The 19746-nt window shown below is 54.9% G+C and carries 15 protein-coding genes and 1 pseudogene; 8 read left to right on the top strand and 8 right to left on the bottom strand.

Going from position 1 to position 19746, the window contains the following annotated elements:
• The first annotated feature begins 7 nt into the window (after window positions 1-7).
• From tig to F4555_RS06445, 5 genes are all read left to right on the top strand, one after another.
• Window positions 8-1339 (top strand): trigger factor, encoded by a 1332-nt coding sequence (tig, locus tag F4555_RS06465; RefSeq protein WP_004011924.1) that lies wholly within the window; start codon window positions 8-10, stop codon window positions 1337-1339.
• A gap of 196 nt (window positions 1340-1535) precedes the next feature.
• Window positions 1536-2129: an ATP-dependent Clp protease proteolytic subunit gene (locus F4555_RS06460; RefSeq protein WP_004014300.1), complete on the top strand. Its 594-nt coding sequence runs from the start codon at window positions 1536-1538 to the stop codon at window positions 2127-2129.
• A gap of 77 nt (window positions 2130-2206) precedes the next feature.
• Window positions 2207-2821, top strand: coding sequence for an ATP-dependent Clp protease proteolytic subunit (locus tag F4555_RS06455; protein ID WP_169770362.1), 615 nt, complete (start codon window positions 2207-2209; stop codon window positions 2819-2821).
• Between the two features lie 181 nt (window positions 2822-3002).
• The gene (gene clpX / locus F4555_RS06450; protein ID WP_004011928.1) at window positions 3003-4262 is read left to right on the top strand and encodes an ATP-dependent Clp protease ATP-binding subunit ClpX; all 1260 of its coding nucleotides are present in this window, start codon (window positions 3003-3005) and stop codon (window positions 4260-4262) included.
• 104 nt (window positions 4263-4366) lie between these two features.
• Complete coding sequence (locus F4555_RS06445; protein ID WP_004011929.1) at window positions 4367-4702, top strand: chorismate mutase; 336 nt, start codon at window positions 4367-4369, stop codon at window positions 4700-4702.
• A gap of 87 nt (window positions 4703-4789) precedes the next feature.
• On the opposite strand, the gene F4555_RS06440 is transcribed toward F4555_RS06445, so the two are convergent.
• Together F4555_RS06440 and valS are read right to left on the bottom strand one after the other, a co-directional pair.
• The gene (locus F4555_RS06440) at window positions 4790-6763 is read right to left on the bottom strand and encodes an AMP-dependent synthetase/ligase (RefSeq protein WP_004014297.1); all 1974 of its coding nucleotides are present in this window, start codon (window positions 6761-6763) and stop codon (window positions 4790-4792) included.
• 134 nt (window positions 6764-6897) lie between these two features.
• The gene (valS, locus tag F4555_RS06435; RefSeq protein WP_115325942.1) at window positions 6898-9576 is read right to left on the bottom strand and encodes a valine--tRNA ligase; all 2679 of its coding nucleotides are present in this window, start codon (window positions 9574-9576) and stop codon (window positions 6898-6900) included.
• A 239-nt stretch (window positions 9577-9815) separates the two neighbouring features.
• On the opposite strand from valS, the gene F4555_RS06430 reads away from it, so the two are divergent.
• Complete coding sequence (locus tag F4555_RS06430) at window positions 9816-10652, top strand: SDR family oxidoreductase (protein ID WP_004011932.1); 837 nt, start codon at window positions 9816-9818, stop codon at window positions 10650-10652.
• A gap of 5 nt (window positions 10653-10657) precedes the next feature.
• Complete coding sequence (locus tag F4555_RS06425; protein WP_115325943.1) at window positions 10658-12181, top strand: FAD-dependent oxidoreductase; 1524 nt, start codon at window positions 10658-10660, stop codon at window positions 12179-12181.
• A gap of 46 nt (window positions 12182-12227) precedes the next feature.
• Here the strand turns inward: F4555_RS06425 and F4555_RS06420 are convergent, their stop codons facing one another.
• Complete coding sequence (locus F4555_RS06420) at window positions 12228-12713, bottom strand: YbjN domain-containing protein (RefSeq protein ID WP_004011934.1); 486 nt, start codon at window positions 12711-12713, stop codon at window positions 12228-12230.
• 93 nt (window positions 12714-12806) lie between these two features.
• Here F4555_RS06420 and F4555_RS06415 point away from each other — a divergent pair, with 93 nt between their 5' ends.
• On the top strand, window positions 12807-14162 hold the full coding sequence (locus F4555_RS06415; protein WP_115325944.1) for a DNA methyltransferase: 1356 nt from the start codon (window positions 12807-12809) through the stop codon (window positions 14160-14162).
• Between the two features lie 40 nt (window positions 14163-14202).
• Here the strand turns inward: F4555_RS06415 and F4555_RS06410 are convergent, their stop codons facing one another.
• The 5 genes and pseudogenes from F4555_RS06410 to F4555_RS06390 all read right to left on the bottom strand — a co-directional run.
• Window positions 14203-15162 (bottom strand): BsuBI/PstI family type II restriction endonuclease, encoded by a 960-nt coding sequence (locus F4555_RS06410; RefSeq protein ID WP_115325945.1) that lies wholly within the window; start codon window positions 15160-15162, stop codon window positions 14203-14205.
• On the bottom strand, window positions 15143-16639 hold the full coding sequence (locus F4555_RS06405; RefSeq protein ID WP_115325946.1) for an Eco57I restriction-modification methylase domain-containing protein: 1497 nt from the start codon (window positions 16637-16639) through the stop codon (window positions 15143-15145). The genes F4555_RS06410 and F4555_RS06405 overlap by 20 nt, the downstream gene beginning before the upstream one ends.
• A gap of 58 nt (window positions 16640-16697) precedes the next feature.
• A complete protein-coding gene (locus F4555_RS06400; RefSeq protein WP_004011938.1) occupies window positions 16698-18083 on the bottom strand; it encodes an ABC transporter permease in 1386 nt (461 codons plus the stop codon).
• Window positions 18076-19011: an ABC transporter ATP-binding protein gene (locus F4555_RS06395; RefSeq protein WP_004011939.1), complete on the bottom strand. Its 936-nt coding sequence runs from the start codon at window positions 19009-19011 to the stop codon at window positions 18076-18078. Before F4555_RS06395 ends, F4555_RS06400 begins: the two co-directional genes overlap by 8 nt.
• Before the next feature lie 288 nt (window positions 19012-19299).
• A pseudogene (locus tag F4555_RS06390) lies at window positions 19300-19695 on the bottom strand (methyl-accepting chemotaxis protein); the annotation flags it as partial.
• Between the last annotated feature and the right edge of the window lie 51 nt (window positions 19696-19746).

Genomic DNA, 19746 nt, shown 5'->3' with positions numbered 1-19746 from the left:
AGAAGCTGTGAAGAGCACTGTAGAGAACCTGAACCCCACGAAGGTAAAGATTACGGTGGAGGTTCCTTACGAAGAATTTAAACCGGAGATGGACAAGGTTTTCAAGGAGTACTCCAAACAGATGAATATCCCCGGATTCCGGCGTGGTCGCGCCCCGGCGCGTGTCGTTGAATCCTATGTGGGACGCGGTGCGGTTATCGAAGACGCGGTGAACCATGCCATGCCCGAATACTATGGCCAGGTTGTCGAGGAAAACAAGCTTGCCCCCCTGGGGAAGCCCGCGATTGAGGTTTCCGACACCCCCAATATCGAAGGTAATGCCGGCGGGGATTTGAAGTTCAGCGTCGAGGTAGAGATACGCCCCGAAGTGAAGCTGCCCGAGTTTTCCGGTATAGAACTGGAAGTCGAACCGGTCGAGGTCAAAGCCGAGGATGTCGAAGAAGAACTGACCGCTTTGCGGCGGCGTTTCGCCAGCTTGAAATCCGTGGAACGGGCGGTGAAAGACGAAGACTTCGTCACTATCGACGTGGTCACCAAACAAGGTGACGAGGAAATCGACAATATGACCCAGGTTTCCTATCGGGTCGGCAGTGGCGGAATTCTGGACGGCCTGGATGATGCTTTGAAGGGGCTGAAGGCTGGGGAAGTCAAAGAATTCAAGACCCAGTTGAAGTCTGGTCCTCACGGAGGCGAGGAAGCCCTGGCTAATGTGGTTTTGGGTTCCGTCAAGGAACAGGTTCTGCCCGAATTGGACGATGAGTTCGCCATGATGGTTTCCGACCACGACACGATTGATGACTTCCGCAAAGAAATGGAAGAGACCGTCACCAAGCAAAAGCGTGCCGAACAAGCCCTGGATGCCCGTGACAAACTGGTGCAGAAACTCGTGGGTGACCTGGAGTTCCCGCTGCCGGAAGGCGTGGTGGAAGATACTTTGGCCACCCAGGTACGCGAGGAAGATTCGGATGAAGAAAAGCAGCGGGTGCGTGAACTGGTCGAAAAAGACCTCAAGACCCAGATTATCTTGGACACCTTGGCTGAAAAGCGCCAGATGAATGTCACCCAGGAAGAATTGTTGCAGTTTATCTTGCAAACCGCCCAGACCTATGGGATGGATCCCTCGGCGCTGCTAAGTTCAGCCGAGCAAAACAACCGGATTCCCGCGTTTATCCAAGAGATTGCCCGCAACAAGGCCATTGCGGCGGCCTTGTCAGAGGTATCCGTCAAGGACACCAAAGGGCAGGAGCTGGATTTGTCCGAGTTTATCGGCCTTGACGAGGACGACGACGCGGATGCTGCTGACGAGTCTGGCGCAGAGTCTGCTGAAACGGAAGCATAAGGGTTAATGCTTGTTGATTTAATCCCTGGGCGTGACCACGCCCAGGGATTAAATGTTGCCTTATGTTGTGGGGCGAGGCTGAATCCCACTTGGCACCTCATGATAAGACCGTAAGCCAATAGCGAAAAAGCGAGCTATACAACCACGTCACCACGTCAGATACAATAAGGTGGAAGGGACAATCCAAGGAGGAACAGTGCCCCACAACGCGAAAGACGACGCGGCCGCGCCGATGAACGATTTTATTTACAAACGTCTGCTCAAAGAGCGCATTATTTGGCTTGGTACCCAAGTGGCAGAGGAAAACGCCAATGCGATTTGCGCCCAGATGCTGCTGCTGGCCGCCGAAGACCCGGATTCCGATATTTACCTTTATATCAACTCGCCGGGGGGATCTGTCACGGCGGGCATGGCGATTTACGACACTATGCAGTACATCAAGCCTGACGTAGTGACCGTGACGATGGGGATGGCGGCCTCGATGGGGCAGTTCCTGTTGACGGCCGGGGCGAAGGGCAAGCGTTTCGCCACGCCCCACGCTCGGATTTTGATGCACCAGCCGCTCGGCGGGGTACAGGGCACGGCCTCGGAAGTGCGGATTAACGCGGATTTGATTCTGGCGATGAAAAATGAGCTCGCCCAGATTACCGCCGAACGTACCGGGCACACCCTCGAGGAAATCACTCGGGATGCCGACCGCGATCACTGGTACACTGCCCAAGAAGCCTTGGAATACGGGTTTATCGACGCGGTGGTGGAAAACGCTGAGGCCGTGAAGAAGGGGGAGTAAACATGAACTATCGCGATTTACAAGGCGGATTTGAGGCGAGACACGCGGGATACCCGGATGGGGTTGGGGCGGCGGCGATGCTGCCCAGCGCCAGGTATATTCTGCCCACCTTCGAGGAACGTACCGCTTATGGCTACAAACGCCAAGATCCTTACGCCAAGTTGTTCGAGGATCGTATTGTGTTCCTGGGGGAACAGGTCGACGATAATTCGGCCGACGATGTGATGGCACAGCTGCTGGTTTTGGAAAGCCAAGACCCGGATTCGCTGATTACCATGTACATCAACTCTCCGGGGGGATCTTTTACCGCGATGACTGCGATTTACGATACGATGCAGTACATCAAACCCGAGATTCAAACCGTGTGCCTAGGCCAGGCGGCTTCGGCGGCGGCGGTGTTGCTGGCAGGGGGTTCGCCGGGTAAACGCCTGGCTTTGCCTAACGCCCGCGTGTTGATTCACCAGCCCGCGATTCAAGGTGCCCAGGGACAGGCCACCGACCTGGCGATTATCGCCGAGGAAATCGACCGGATGCGGGCTTGGCTAGAGGAAACCCTCTCTAAGCACTCCGGGCGTACCCTGGAACAGATGCATGAAGACATTGACCGCGACAAGATTCTGACAGCCGCGCAAGCCAAGGAATACGGTTTGATTGACCAGGTACTTTCGCCTCGGAAGGGCTCGAATAACTAAGGTTTGGGCGGGTTGCTTGCGTTCTTTTCACGAGGTGAAAGCTTAGATTGCGGGCATTTTGCTTGGATTGCGGGCTGGCACCTCATGAAACGAGAGAATACCTGGCCGGGCGAGTCAGGGCGCGAAAAACCCCTGCATCAACTAGAATTACCGTGAAACTGTTTCCAAGCGAAGGGTGTCTATGTCTCGCGCAGCTGAGTCCGTCGACCTGTTGAAATGTTCTTTCTGCGGGAAAAGTCAGCGTCAGGTACGCAAACTCATTGCCGGGCCTGGGGTTTATATTTGCGACGAATGCATCGAACTGTGTAACGAGATTATCGCCGAGGAACTGGAAGGCGAGAATTCTCCTTCCTTGGAACTGCTGCCGACTCCGCATGAAATCTTTGATTTCCTGCAGATGTACGTCATTGGCCAAGAAAACGCCAAGCGTGCCCTGTCGGTGGCGGTGTACAACCACTACAAGCGGGTGCGAGCCATGCGACGTGGGGAAGACTCCGGGATGGAGATGACCAAGTCGAATATCCTCTTGTTGGGACCGACTGGAACCGGGAAAACCCACCTGGCGCGCTCTTTGGCCAGGCTGCTTAAAGTACCTTTCTGTATCGTGGATGCCACGGCTTTAACCGAAGCCGGATACGTGGGCGAGGATGTAGAGAACATCTTGCTGCGCCTGATTCAGGCCGCCGACGGGGATGTGAAAAAGGCCGAACGCGGGATTATCTATATCGATGAAATCGACAAGATTTCACGTAAAGGCGAGAACGCCTCGATTACCCGCGACGTGTCAGGCGAAGGCGTGCAGCAAGCCCTGTTGAAGATTATTGAGGGTACGGTGGCGTCGGTGCCACCCCAAGGCGGGCGTAAACATCCGCACCAGGATTTCATCGAGATTAACACTTCCTCGATTCTGTTTATTGCCGCCGGGGCTTTCGCCGGTATCGACGAGATCGTCAAGGCTCGCCTAGGGCAGCGTTCCACCGGTTTCGGGTCGGATTTAAAGTCCATGAAGGAACACGGCGATTTGTACGCCAAGGTCACCCCCGATGATTTACACAAATTCGGGTTGATTCCGGAATTCATCGGACGGCTTCCCGTGATTACCAATGTATCCGCCCTGAATGTGGATGACTTGTCGCGGGTGTTGACCGAACCGAAGAACGCGATTTTGAAGCAATACCAGCATTTGTTCGAGCTGGACGGGGTGAAGCTGACGTTTACGGACGAGGCCATCCGCGAGGTAGCTCGCGTGGCCGAGAAACGCGGCACCGGGGCGCGTTCCCTGTCCACTTTGATGGAACAGACCCTGGCGGCCATTATGTTTGACCTGCCGTCACGCGATGATGTGGCCGAGGTTATCATCGAGCCTGAATGCGTTTCGATGGGGGCGGAGCCCACCCTGGTGCCTCGCGAGGTGGGGACTTCGCAGGCCAAGAGCGCGTAGGTCGCTTCTTCCGATTCTAGACAGGACTTGTCTATGGACTGGGGTTCATGAGTTGCTAGCACCTCATGAACGTATCCCGTGAACCACACCTTCCAAGGAGAGAGATGAACGCCGAAAGAATTTTAGAAAATCCCCCACAAACCCCGCCGGAACTGCGAGAATACCGGGAAACGATTGATAATATTGATGCGGCGCTGGTGCATTTGCTGGCCGAGCGCTTCCGGTGTACCCAAAAGGTTGGCCAGTTGAAAGCCCGGCTGGATTTGCCGCCGTCCGACCCGGCGCGCGAGGCGCGGCAGGTGGAACGCCTGCAGGCTCTAGCCGAAGAATCCGGCCTGGATCCCGAGTTCGCCAAGAAGTTCTTGCGTTTCATCGTCGACGAGGTCATTCGTCACCACGTCGCCTGGCGCGACCCTGACCCGGTTTCGCCGGGTTCATGAGGTGCTTGTGTCGCTTGGTGGTTCGCGGGTGCGCGCTAGCGAGACGGGAAGATGGTGGTTTGGTGCTTCGGCGGCGCCGCGCGGCAACTATTCCCCGTGGGGGAAGCTCAACAGGTTCTTCAGATAGCCGGTAATCTTGGATAAATCCGCGCGACCATTGGCCATCATACCACCGGGCTTCTCGTCCAACTCGGGCTGTGCCACGTCCTTATAGATATCCTCTATCTCGGTCGCGCACTTTTGGGCAATCACCGAGCGACGAATCTTCATGGACGGGGTCAGCATTCCATTGGCTTCGGTGAAATCGAAAGGCAAGATACGGAATTCGCGGATGGACTCGGCACGGGACACCCCCTGGTTGGCCTTGTCAATCGCTCGGGCAATCGAAGCCTCTATAGCAGGGTGGTGCGAAGCGGCCGTGACATCCACCGGCTCCAGGCCTTTATTCTTCATCCAACCGGGCAGCATCTCGGCATCGAGGGTTACCAGCGCCCCCACGAAAGGTTTACCTTCGCCCACAATCATAATCTGGGAAATCAGCGGGTGAGACTGCAAGGGACCCTCCAAGGTGGCGGGCACGACGTTCTTACCCCCGGCGGTAACCAGCATCTCTTTGGCGCGTCCCGTGATTGTCAGCAACCCGGCTTCATTCATGGAGCCCAAGTCCCCGGAGTCAAACCAGCCATCGTCGTGGAACACCCCGTCGTTTTGTTCGGGCTTCAAATAACCGGGGCTTACAGTCGGACCTTTAATCCAAATCTCGCCTTCGGGGGTGACCCGAATCGTGGCGGAACACACCGGCGCCCCCACGGTGCCGATACGATTGAGCTTCATAGTGTTTACCGTTACCGGGGCGGTGGTTTCGGTCAAACCATAGCCCTCCAGCACCTGCAGTCCAATTCCGCGATAGAAATGCCCCAGGCGGTCGCCCAGCGCCCCGCCCCCAGAAATCACGAAGCCGCATTTACCGCCCAAAAGTCCCATAATCTTGCGATATACCAGTTGCTCGTAGAACGCGCGGCGGGCTCGCAGCCGTTTACTGACCGGTTCGGGATAATCCAAGGCTCGCGAATAGTCGATTGCGGTGCGCACCGCACGTTTGAACAACAGGTGTTTTACTTTCGAGGCGCTGGCTTGGGCATCGGCCGAGTTGTAAATCTTTTCCAAAACCCGGGGCACTACCAGCAAATATGTCGGCTTGAACGAGGCAATATCAGGCAGCAGGTTCTTGATGTTTGGCGCGTGTCCCAACACTCCGGCACCACTAATCATGAACACTTCCAGCAGGCGCGCATATACGTGTGCCAGCGGCAAGAACAGCAGCAAACGAGAGCGTGGATCGCGGGAAAACTCTGGCATCCATCCCATATTGCCCCATACCAAAGTGGTGAAGTTCCCGTGGGTTAGCACAGTACCCTTGGGTTTGCCTGAGGTTCCTGAAGTATAGATAATCGTGGCGGGTGAATCCATAGTCAAGGCTTTCCGAGCCGTGTCTACCTGAATCTGAGCTACCATATTACCTGCTTCGTGCAGCGCGGCAATCGCTCCCAAATCCAAAGACAATACCTGGCAGGGATGTTTTACCTGTTGGGCAGCCGTGTTGATAGCCTCGGCTAAGCGGGCATTCTCGGCGAAAGCAATCTTAATATCAGCTTCTTGCAGCACTGTGCCGATTTGTGCTAGGGAAGAGGTCTCGTACAGTGGCACATTCACCGCCCCCACGCTCCAGCATGCGTAATCCAGCAGCGTCCATTCGAAAGACGTATGTGCCATCACCGCCATCCGATCCCCGCTGCGTAATCCCAGTGCCATCAAACCGCGCGCCACCGAGTCAACTTCGTCTAGGAACTGTTTTGCGGTGATAGGCTGCCATTCGTAACCCAGTCCGACTTTTCGCTCGATAAGGGTTGCGTCGGGGTTGCGCTTCACTCGGTTCAAGAGCAGTCTCACAATATTCCACGAGTAGGGAATTTTGACTGTACTGGGGTTGAAAGCCTCCATAGTGCCGTCGGGAAGAACAGTCACTTTGATTGGGGATTGAAAGGTTTCGGTTTCAGCCACTTATTTACTCCTTAGTTGCTGTTGCTAAGAGTTAGTCAAAGCTTATTTTACTGACTAATCTGGGCTAGGCGCGACTGATAAACCGGGGTGGCCAGGAAATTTCCGGCCACCCCGGGGTCTGTCTGGGCAGCTAGCTACTTTTGTGCCGGTTTGACCGGCTTCGCCGGGGGCTCCCCGAGCACCGACATGCTGACCACGGGTTCTTCCACTTCTTTCGCCACGAAGCGCAGCTCGCCTTCCACGTGGTTGGCGGCCTGCAAGTCACCGCGCGCGGCTTCCACTGCCGCCAAAACACCTGTGGGAATCGAAACAGTGGCTTCTAGGAACGGGGTGCGCTGCGAGGCCTTCGCGTCTGACTTCACCTTGCGTAAAGCGGACAGTGTCGCGCCGGCGGCTCGCAGAATCTCCGGGTCGCCGCCAACTGTTGCTAAGTTCCCGGATTCTGGCCAGGAAGCCTGGTGTACTGAACCGGGGCGATACCACGACCAGACTTCTGCGGCGGTGAAAGGCAAGAAAGGCGCCAACAGGCGCACCACCGCGTCTATCGCCAAAGCCAGGGTAGTACGTGCCGAATCCACCCCCGACTGATCCGTCCAGGTATCCACACCATATGCCCGGTCTTTGACTAGCTCCAGGTAGTCGTCACACAGAGTCCAGAAGAACGATTCGGTAACCTCCAAGGCGCGGGCGTGATCGAGCTTTTCAAAGGCAGTGGTGGCCGTGTCGATAACCTTCGCCAGCATGGCCAACAGCGACTTATCCACCGGTACGGTAACCCGCTCGGAATCCAAGACCAGTTCCCCGTCACCGCCCATTGACAGCGCAAACTTCGAAGCATTAAGCAGTTTAATAGCCAAGCGTCGCCCGACCTTCATCTGTCCTTCGTCAAAGGCCGCATCCGTGCCCAAACGAGCCGAAGCCGCCCAATAGCGCACCGCATCCGAGGAATGCTTTTCCAACAGCCCCATCGGGGTGACCACATTCCCCTTGGATTTACTCATTTTCTTGTGATCTGGATCTAAAATCCAACCCGACAAAGCGGCTTGGCGCCATGGCAAAGTCCCAAACTCCAAGTGCGAGCGCACCACCGTGGAAAACAACCAAGTGCGGATAATATCTTGGCCTTGCGGGCGTAAATCCATGGGGAAAGTATTGGCGAACAACTTGTCGTCATGCAGGAAACCCGCGTAAATCTCCGGTGTCAAACTGGATGTGGCCCAAGTATCCATAATGTCGACCTCGGCTTGAAAACCGCCCGGCACTCCGCGTTGCGCTTCGGTGTAACCGGCGGGCACATCCGTGGTTGGATCAATGGGCAACACGTCTTCGGCGGGAGTCAACGGATGGTCATAGTCGACTTCGCCAGAATCCAAAATCGGGTACCACAAGGGCAGTGGCACCCCAAAGAAGCGCTGTCGCGAAATCAACCAGTCGCTGTTCAAACCATTGACCCAGTTTTCATAACGCACCCTCATGAAATCCGGAACGAAATCCAACTCGCGCCCGCGTTCCAGCAGCTCCTCGCGCAAGTCCACGTCGCTGTCCGCCCGAGTATAAGGCATCCCGCCATTGCGGATGTACCATTGGCGTGAGGTCACGATTTCTAGGGGCTTATCACCCTTTTCATAAAAGTTCGTCATCCGTTGGGTTGCCTTGGGTTCGTCCAACATTTCGCCACTGTTCTGCAAGGCCTCCACTACCACTTTACGGGCGCTAAAGGTGGTTTTCCCGCAGGTGTCCGCAAATAATTGGCGTCCGGCTTCTGATTCAATCCATTCGGGCACTTCGCGCACAATCCGCCCGTCTTTACCTAGAATCACCCGGGTGGGAAGGCTCAAATCCTTCCACCATTGCACGTCAACCAAGTCGCCAAAGGTGCAGCACATGGCAATACCGGAGCCCTTTTCCATCTCGGCTAAGGGATGCGCCAACACGGGTACCCGCACCCCGAAACCGGGGGAAATCACAAACTTGCCGAAAACATCCTGGTAGCGTTCGTCGTCCGGGTGCGCAATCAGCGCCCCACAGGCTGCCAGCAGCTCTGGTCGGGTCGTCTCGATTACGATATCCCCAGCCCCGTCCTCACGGTGGAACGCTAAAGAATGGTAGAACCCGGGATATTCCCGCGATTCCAACTCGGCTTGTGCCACGGCGGTTTGGAAAGTCACATCCCACAGGCCGGGTGCCTGTGCCTGATAGGCCTCGCCGCGCGCCAGATTGCGCAAGAAAAACGTCTGGGCGACCCGCTGGGCGCGTTGCCCGATGGTTTGCATGGTGTAAGACCAATCAATCGACAAACCGAGCCGCCGCCACAAGTCCTCGAATTGTTTTTCGTCCTCAGCTGTCAACCGCTCGCACAGTTCCACGAAGTTTTTGCGACTGATTGGTACCTGGTCGGCATTCTTAATCGACTTGCCTTCGCCACCCTCGTAGGGGGGGCGGAAATCCGGGTCATAGGGCAGCGACGGGTCGCATCGCACTCCGAAATAATTCTGGACGCGCCTTTCGGTGGGCAGACCGTTGTCGTCCCAGCCCATCGGATAGAACACGTTTTTGCCCCTCATGCGCTGGTAACGCGCCACCAAATCCGTGTGAGTATAGGAAAACACGTGCCCGACATGCAGGGAGCCCGATACGGTGGGTGGGGGAGTATCGATGGAATACACGGCTTCGCGGGTCGTCTCGGGGTTGAAATCGTAGGTGCCTTGGTCAGCCCACAATTTGCGCCACTTGTCCTCGATTCCTTCCAGGGTGGTTTTGGCCGGAACCTTGGGCGCGGCTAGGGTCTGGGGATAGGTAATCGCTTCCGTCATTGTTTTCCTTTTGTTTGGGGTTTTTGTGAACAGTCTACCCGTCGGGTTGCGGTATTGCTTAAATCGGCGCGTTCATGAGGTGCTTGCTATTTTGTGGCCTGGGCATCTTGAATCATCGCTGCTTCAATCATGCGAACCACAGCCGCTGAAAAACCGGCATCCTCCCCGGCCAAAAGCCCCGCAATTGTAGAATAGGTTTATTATCTTGCCCACAGACCCCGAAATTTGAGAGGCACAGAATGACGACACTAGGTCCAGTAACCGCGCAAGCACCTCATGACCCCGAAGCAAACTTTGGCATCCCCTGTCCCCCGGAAGCCCCACCCCGCCAGCCCGGACGGGTCTTGGTTACGGGAGCCTCTACCGGCATCGGGTGGGAAACCGTAAAGAAACTTAGCGCTGACGGCTGGCAGGTGCTGGCCACCGCGCGGCGAACTGAGCGCCTCGCCGCCCTCGCCGCCGAAACCGGATGCCAGGCCTTCGCCGCCGATTTGACCGAACCCACCCACATCGCGGCACTGACCGACTGGGCACACCAGGGCGGAAAGGTGGATGCCCTGGTCAATAACGCCGGGGGAGCCCTCGGGGTAGACACAGTAGTGGATGCGAAACCCGAACGGTGGCAAACCATGTATGACCGCAATGTCCTCGCTACCTTGCGCTTGACCCAAGCCCTGTTGCCCGACATGATGGCTCAAGGCGAGGGTGACATCGTGTTCGTGACCTCTACGGCCGCCCACGAGACTTATCCGGGTGGGGCGGGATACACGGCCGCGAAACACGCCGAGGCCATGCTGCCGCAAACCTTGCGGCTGGAACTGGTGGGTCGCCCGATTCGACTGATTGAGATTTGTCCCGGCTTGGTGCAAACCCCCGAGTTTTCCTTGAACCGGCTGGGCAGCACGGCGGCGGCTACCGAAGTTTATGCTGGGGTGGATAATCCCCTGATTGGGGCGGATATTGCCCGCGCGATAGCCTGGGCTTTGCACCAACCCCCACATGTGAATATTGACCGGCTGGTAATCCGCCCGGTGGAACAAGCCAATTCCAATTTGAAGAAACGACTGGAGAAATAGCCACAGTGGCCAGAATCGTCGTAATCGGCGCCGGCACGTCCGGCCATGCCACCGCCCTGGGACTGCGTCACCGCCTGGATGGAGAGCACCAGGTGATTGTAATCAGCCCCGACTCGCTGTGGGTAAACCCCGATTGTTTGCCCCACATTGCGGCCGGGCTGCAAGCCAGCGTACACGAAACCGTGCCCCTGGGTTCGCTCTATCGACGCAAAGGCATTATTTTCCACCAGGCATTGGCGCGGGTTATTTACCCGCAAGGCTTGCGCGACGATTCGCGACCCCAAGTGGAAATCCAGTTCACAGGTTCGCCACTTTCCGGTGAAATTGCCCGGGTTCCCTATGATTTTTTGGTGGTGGCGACGGGACATGACATGAACCGGGTGGCGGGGCTGCCTACCGAGGGCGCCACCGTGGCCAGTTGCGTAATAGACCGCCTGGATTCCGCGATAGCGGGCGAGGCGGAACTACGTCGCCTGGCCTCGGAGATTCAGGATTCGCCGCTGGGGGACAGCCCCCGGGTGATAGCAGTGGGGCGTGCGGCTCGCGGTATGGGCGGCTATTACGGAGCTTTGGAATACGCCTTGGCAGTGGATGGAGTGTTGCGCGCAGAGGGCTTGCGCAACCGGGTACAGATTCATTTTTTTGATGCCGGGCGCCCGTGGCTCTATACCTTGAACGAGAACCCAGAAATGGAACAGGCTGCTCGTCAGGCTATCGAAAAGCTGTTGCACCGCTATAGGATTGTGCTGCATCGCGGCAAGCGTTTGTCGAATGTTAACGGTAACCGCTTGCGCTATGTTTCCGCTGATGGCGAGGGCAGCCCGGAAGAGATTACCTGCCAGTTGCTGGCGGTAGAGGCCTCGCGAGTCCTGACCCCCCTGGAAGTAAAAAATCCGGAAGGTCAAGATATTTCCGGGCAGCTCTACGACCGCTGGGGGCGTTTCAAGGTGGATGCGCGTCTGCAAGAAAATTCCAGGGGTGAACCGGAGGCTGTCTTGCCCCAGACCTTCCGCAATCCCAGTTTCCCTCGGATTTTCGGGATTGGTTCGGCCATCGCCCTGGACGCGGTTTGTCCCGGTAAATCGGTTGCAAAGGTGGCGGCTTCGGGGGGGACGGCAGCTCTGGCTGATTTGGGGACGGGTTCATTAGGTGCCATTTCGGTTGATGACAGCGCGGAATCTAGGCTGCGAAATTTAGCGCCAGAACCCAGCCAAACTCGTGACATGTCGCACTTAATGAGCCGTGAGGTCACGGATCAGATTGTTGGTGAACTGACCGACGAGGAACGCAAAGAGCCGCCGGAGCGCCTTGATGAAATCGAAAGTGTGCTCAGTTTGGAATGGGATTACACGCTGTTTTCCCGCCGAGGTTTTTATGCCGAGATTGGACTGACGAAATCGAAGGAGAACCCCCGCCAAGTTTTGCTGGTGCGAAACGGGCTGTTTGCCTATTGGTCGGTGCGAATCGAGCGATTCCTGGAACGCTACCGCGCCCAGGGGCACCCCCTGTGGTGGTTGCTGCCGAGCTAGCGTTTTTTGGGGTATGCGCGGGGGAATCCGACCAGTGGGGGGCTAGCTAAGCTTCCTCGTCCGGGGTGCCCTCGTCGAACTGGGGGAATTTTTCGCCCAGTTTCTCGAAGAAATCCTCGGAGGACTCCAGGGCACAATGCAGGTGTTCGTCTAACTGGGAATCGGTCAACCCGGCATGGTAGCTGATTGGCAGTTCCGTGTGGACAAAAAGTTCGCGATTATCGGTAACCCGCGCATAAGTTTTCGGCCAGTAATACTCGGTGTTCCAACGGTTGCACAGGGAGTTTACCAACATGAAATCGTCCAGTTCGAGCTTGCCGCGCCATGTGCCGCGCACGCACAACACCGAATCGCGATTCCCCGTGACCTCGAAATGGTAAATCCCGTTTTCCCATGCCCCGGCAATATCGCCTTCATTACCAACCTGGTATGACCAGCCGTTTCTTTCGAGAATTTTCTTGACCCGCGCCCGATTCAAGGGAGAGACGATATTGCGCTCCAGACTCTGGAAGTATTCTTCGTAGTCGGCCACGTGTGCTCCTTTTCCCGATGTCCGCAATTCTACAACTTATCTTGATGTGGTTCCACAGCCCAGTTTGTAGTGAACCCTTGTTAGAGTAGAACCATGAACGAGCGCGGCGTGGAACTGACTTGGGAAGGTAAACACGCTTGGAATTTTCCTCCGCCCACGCCCCAAAGTTTTGCTTTAAAAGAGCACTACAGCCAGGAATTGGACTCGCGCCTCATGAATCCGCCCCTCGACAACCGACTGTATGTGGGGGAAAATCTGGCGGCGCTGGGAGCCCTGGCGGGGGAGTTCGCAGGTGGCGTCGATTGCGTCTACATTGACCCGCCGTATAACTCGCAGGCAGATTATGTCGCCAAAATGGCGCTACACGGGGATGGCGGGCAGATTCTGGAACAAAAACAATACGGCGACCGGTGGGATGATGCGCAATACCTGCAGTTCATGTTCGAGCGTCTAGGGGCGTTGCGGGAACTGTTGGCGGACACCGGCTCGATTTTCGTGCACTGCGACTGGCATGCGGCCGCGAGCCTGCGCCTGGTGTGCGACGAAGTGTTCGGGTCGCGTAACCTGTTGAATGAAATCGTTTGGATTTATGGTTCCGGGGGTGGGTCAAGGCGCCGGTTCGGGCGCAAACACGACACGATTCTATTCTATGCCAAGAATGCGCGGCGAAATTTCTTTGACCCCGACGCGGTGCGGGTGCCCTACCGGGCGGCAATTGCCCCGAAACGGCGTGGTTTATTTCACCCCGAGGGGATGGTCGCGCCCGATGTGTGGGATATTCCCCGCCCGCCCAATCACGCCACGTCTTGGGTGGGGTATCCGACCCAGAAACCGCTGGCCGTGATGGAACGCGCCTTGCGGGGGGCTTGTCCGCCGGGGGGGCTGGTCTTGGATTGTTTCGCGGGATCCGGTTCGACTTTGGTGGCGGCTGCGGGCTTGGGTTTGCGGTTTATCGGGGTGGAATGCGCCGCGTTGGGCGTGCACTTGGCGCGCAAACGTTTGGTTTCATTAGGTGCCAGTTTCGGGGTGTGGCGCGTTGGGGACACGCACCTCATGAATTTGGGGGATAAACGCCAGCCACCGCACCACCCGAAGCCGGGCGAATTGAATCGAGACGAGTCGAATCGAAGCGGGTCGAATCGAAACAAGTCGAATCGAAACAAGTCGAATCGAAGCGGGTCGAAGCGCTGGGAACCGTGGAAACTGGTGGAATGCCAGGCGGAAATCCTCAAGTTGGGTGTGGAATTCGGTCTTGAAATCAGCGATTGGCGCGAGCTGGTCGATTGGGTGGCAACTGACCCGGGTTATGCCACTGCCGACTCTGGGAACGTGTTTGCTCCGACCGGTTTTGATGCCCCCGCCAAAACCGAACTAATCCAAGCCGTTCCCGCCACTGGACTATCCCTGCTGACCACTATCACCGGCCAAGATTACTTCATTATTACTTAGAAAAGAATATGCAGACTTAGTAAGAAAATGCTTAGGATGCTTAATTGTAAGGTCCTAAGAATCTCTCACCATTGTAGTGAATCATATGAGTGGGATTATCAGCGCACCAAATGTCTGTTTCCCAGGCGATTTTATCTACATATTTACGGAATTCGGTTCGACTTGGAAAACAGGAAACGTAGACGAGTCCGGCTGTGGAAGAAGAAAATAGTTCGGATAGTTCATTTTTTCGTGTGGAATCCACTGGGCCGTGTGAACTGGCTGCTTCAATGAGCACTAACCAGTTTTTGCTGCGAAGGTATATGACCATATCTGGCATTTTGCCATGCTCATCAACGGTAACATCCAAACTAGAAAGTGCTTTTTCTTCAAATAGTGCCCATTTGCTTCCAGCGTCACCGATGTAAATAATTTGACCACCGGGTGTGAAACGTGGACAAAACTCCTCTACAATTGATTTAATTAAAATATTTTGTCCTCCTGGTGTGAGAGCAAAATTCTTTCCGTTCGGTAGTATTAAAGGAATCTTTTCCATCTCTCGCTGTGCGGCGTATTTAGATTTAATTCCTGGAATACTTTTTAGGTAATCATTCAAAAGGATGCTCCAGTCCTCTTGTCCGTAGTGGTGAACTAATTTTAATGTTTCGGCTGTGATTTGATAATTCCAGTTCGGAGAATTTATGGGTCGGTCTGGCTTGTCTGGATTTTGGGTAACAAGTAGCGCCTCGATAAATTGGTGTAAAGTGAAGCGGCGAATAGTTTCGCGGGTATTCGGTGCGTAGTTCTTTTCGTATTTATCCCTGATGAAATCCATTATCGCTCTGGTGCCAAGCATCGAATTGGAGGCACTGACCCAAGGGGAATCAGGAGCTATACCTAGCAAAGACAGAAAAACGAGCGCGGAGCGTTCGTTGCTGCGCTCGGCATCCATGCCCAAGTTTTCGAGAATAAACCGGGCATCCTCAACTTTGTCGTAGGCTTCATTGTTTAGCTCTGTCATTGATGGTTAGCTCCATTACTGCTTCATCGATATACTGTTGAGATTGGGGGTTCTTTTGTCCCAAGCTTCTTAGTGTTTCTCTGGAAGGAAATCTAAGTGTGCGTAAATCTGTAGCATTAACTTGTGTATGTCCAGAAAAAGTTCTAAAGAACTTATCTATGAATGTGGAATTCATCCAGACTGCGATACCTTTAGCAAGTTTTTCGTCAATACCCTGATTGTTTGAATGAAAAATATTGAGGTGATTTTCAAATGCTACGTTGCTTGGGTATTGCTCCGGAGACCATGTTGAAGCTACCACCCGGCGACGTTCTTCTTTGGCGCTGAATCGTTTGACTAAGGTGTACCAACCCTGGGGAAGAAGCATCTTCCTAGCTTTATCGTTAGTGGGAATGAACCACTGTGGTTTCCGAATATCTCTTGGCCAGTCTACTGTTCCGTTTCGTAAATTTCCTGGATAGATAAGAGGTGCAGCATCAGGGTGTTCAGAATCGCAGAGCGAATCGCGAAAACGGAAATCAACGACCTTGCCGGTAGATACCTGGATTCCTAAATCATCTAAAGAACAGGGCTGGTTTAAAATTACGTCTGTGGCTTCGGCGTCGCTTACTCCAAGAGGCAATCTGATGAATCTATGTGGATCATTTGGAAAGATGACATCCTCATAATCGATGATTCTGCTTGTAACTCGGGTATTTTCGTCGGCACTTTCAGAAAGTACTACTGGTAGGTGTTGGGCTCCTCGAATTCCCTGAAAAATAACATTTTCCTGCAGTACTCCAGAGTCTGAAAAAATCGATGATCTGGAACTAAAAACATGAATTTTACGCAGGGCGATATTGTCTAAGAATTGAAAACGAAAATCTTTGAAGTAAGACCCGTTAAAAAATGATCGAGGGGTAATTGCTACCAGCTGCCCATCGCTGCACAGTGCATCGATAGAAAGAGAAAGAAACGCGGTGTAAAGATTTGGGGCGTCCTCGCCGCGTGAACGCATAGCAATTCGCTTTGTATCTTTTACCCCAAGTTTTCCGTAGGGTGGATTTTCTATTACTAAGTCAAATTTTTTCTCTAGATTTAGAGAATGGTTTAAACCAGTTGAATCGAGAATAAAATCAGCATTTACCCAACTTGCCTTAACACGTCCGTGGCCTGCGTTAATACAGGCGTTTAATGTGGTTTCCAGGTGCCGAATTAATTGCGTATCTGTCTCTATAGCAAGTACCTCCACTTTGAGGCTGGTTGTTTCTTTCAGAATCCTATTTACGAGGGCAGCCGTAAGTATTCCTGACCCGGCACCCGGATCCAGCACTCGTATTGTCCCGGACTGGTGTAGTTCGGCCATTCTCGCAATTAGCTGAGCTGTAGTTACTGGGGTAAAATATTGGCCGAGTTTGGCTTGGTTTTGCGTGCTCAGCTTGCTGGCCGCAGCAAGACGTTCTCGCTCGGCGTATTCAAGTAGAGGACTTAAAGACATATGCCAATTCTAGCCTAGAAGCAGCGAAGAAGATTGTAGACAACAAGTTCTTGGTTTATCAGGCAATGCGCACGCCTTTAGCCAGGTGTCGCACCGGGGTGCGCAGGCGTCGCCAGGCGACGACCACCGCGATTACGGCCAGCACCACGTGCAGACCCAGCCCCCAATACCAGCAGTGTCCCATATAGGACAGAAACCCGAGTCTGTCGTCGGAGAAGTTGCTTCGGGCGGCATCCAGCTGCTTGTCATCGTTAGCGTCATGAACCTGATTGTCTTTATCTATATAGCAATCATCCCAAACAGAGATATAGGGCTGGGGGACGGCTTTCAACTTTTGCAGGTACTGCGCAGAGCTGGGGCGGGGGCGACGGGCATCGGCTACACTCGCCGATATCAAAGCGAAGGGAGAACTGGAATTCACCGAGTAACGCTGCTCATCGTTTTTCGCGGCCAAGGCTTTACGTCCAGTCTGCAGCCCGGTGGCGGCATCGGACAGAATGGTAAAGGGCGAGGTCATCAGCAGAAACCAGGTGCGGTCAGTATGGGAGACGGTATTGTCGCGGGTACTTTGGTAACAGTATTCAGTCCAGCTTTCTTTTTCGTATTTCTGCGTATAGGTACCATAAGGCACCCCTTTAGCAGGGGGATTCTGGTCTAGAATCATCACGGGATGTTCGACTTTTTCCAAAACCGCCGGATAGGTAAAGGCAAAAGCCATCGGTCCACCCACGGTCAGCGCCCCCAACACCAGATAGGTAATCAGCACTGAAATCACCGGGCGGGTAATCACCGCCGAAAAACCCAATCCCAGGGCGCACACCACGAAAATCTCTACCAAAATAATCGCCAGAGAGCGCCCCAACATTCCCCATCCCAGGCCGTGTATAGTGACCATGATACCCAGCGGTATCGCCGCCGCCAGTGCGAACACCATCCCGGAAATCCAGGCTGCCAGCAGTTTCCCCCACAACAGTTGCCCCGGGGTAATCGGCGTGACCTGCAAAATCGCCAGGTTCGCGGTTTCGCGGTCGCCGTTAATACTGGTGGACGAGAGTGCGGGTGCCACCACCAAGGACACGGCGGTGGCAAAGAACAGCAGCATACCCAACACCCACATCAAAACCTCATATTGGGGGGTGGATCCGACTTCGCCACCCCACATATATTGTCGCGCAAAAGCCAGGGTGCCCAGCCAGGTCAACACCAGCACCGCAATCCACACCACCAGGGCGATAATCCACTTTTTGGAACGCACACGCCCCAGCAGCTCCAGCTTGAATACGGTGCCCACCGCGCTCCACGTGGAGGGCAGGGTAGTTTTGACGGCGGGAATGCCGGTTTCGGGATTCATAGCGTTTTTGTCGGCGGTGGCGCCGGTTTCCGAGGGCAGGGCACTCATATCAGCGGGAACACCGGTTTCCGGAGTCAGGTTTTCGTTACTCACTGCGTTTACCGCCTTCCATCTGCATATAGAGTTCCTCCAGGCTTTGTTTCGCGGGGGTGAAGGCGCCAACCTGTACTTCGGCTTGTACCAGGCGCGTGAGCCAGTCGGCTGCCGTGGCTTCGTCTGTTACGTTTAATTCTGCTTCATGAGGTGCCAGCTGTTTTAAAGCTTCACCGGGGTTTTGCGCTAAGAAATCCGCTAGTTTATCCGGGTTTAATATCTTTAGCTGGTAGTGGAGGGAGCCAGTCTTAGAACCGGAATCGCCGGTATTTAGAGTGGAAAGTTCCACGACTTTCCCGCCCTGCATGAAAATCGCGTCATCGACCATGTCTTCTAGCTCGGTCAAAATATGGGATGAAACCAGCACCGCCACCCCGGAATCGGCTTGCCGGCGCAACAGTTCGCGCAACTCGATGCGAGATCCAGGATCCATCCCGGAAGCGGGCTCGTCCAACAGCAGCACCTTTGGGGTCGCCAGTAATGTCCGAGCCACGCCCAGGCGTTGTTTTTGGCCGCGGGACAAAACATGGGCATATTTGTCTGCCATTTCGGTTAAACGCACGGTTTCGAGCAGCTCCCGCGTGCGCTTTGCGGCGGTGGGAGCGTCCAAACCGTAGAGGCACCCGAAATAGCTGAGGATTTCTTTGACTTTCAGCTCCCCCCACGAGCCGAAGGAATCTGGAAGCCAGCCAATCTGGGCACGCGCTTGGCGGGGTTGGGTCTGGTAGTCCATCCCCGCCACGGTGATGTTGCCCTGCGTAGGAGCCAACATTCCGGCCAGCATGAGTAGCAAGGTGGTTTTCCCCGCTCCGTTGGGGCCAATCAGACCGGTAATCTTTCCGGGGTGAAGGTCGAGGTCAACCCCGTCTACCGCCCAGAAATCCCCAAAACTACGGCGCAACCCGCGCCCTTGCAGCACTGTTTCCACGAAGCAATCCTACCGGAACGTGGCGACTGTTTCTAGGCGAATTGTTGCCGGATTAGGCAACGCCTTGAGCTTCATAGCGTCTGGGTTGTCCCACTTACTACTTGCGACTTCATTTTCTTCCATAAAGCACAAACCTCCAGCGCCCTAAACTGCCACTACCTAACCCGGTCTCACCAGAGGGCAACCGCCTTAAAGTTGCTGTGTTCTTCCTAACGGTTTGCCCCCCGGAATTTTCCGGGGGGCAAACGTTGTGGGGTAGTAATCTGAAAGACTAGAGACTCGCAGTGCTCACAGTTTAAAGGCTTCAGCTTGTTTTTTGAGCGAGCCGGAAGCGGCACGGAGCTGGACGAACTGTTCGTTCATTCCGTCTACGGCGGTGCGGCTGTCTTTGGCGGTTTGCGCCAGGGAAGCAATCGAGCCGGAGATTTGGGACATGCCATCAGCGGCTTCCGAAACGGAGCGTGACATTTCATTGGTGGTTGCGGTTTGTTCCTCTACCGCCGCCGCGATAGTGGTTTGGTAGTCGTTGATAGAGGAAATAATATTCGTGATTTCACCTATCGCGGTGACGGCTTCTTCGATATCGGCTTGAATCTGGGTGATTTTATCGCCGATTTCACTAGTGGCGTTTCCGGTATCCGAGGCTAAGTCTTTGACTTCCCCGGCTACAACCGCGAAGCCTTTTCTGCCCCAGCTGCGGCTTGTTCGCCCGCCTTATTAAGAACCTCGGTGGAA

The sequence above is a fragment of the Mobiluncus mulieris genome (assembly GCF_014204735.1).
Lineage (GTDB): Bacteria > Actinomycetota > Actinomycetes > Actinomycetales > Actinomycetaceae > Mobiluncus > Mobiluncus mulieris.
Note: the sequence above shows the minus strand (reverse complement) of the source record. Positions and strands in the feature narration are given on the sequence as shown.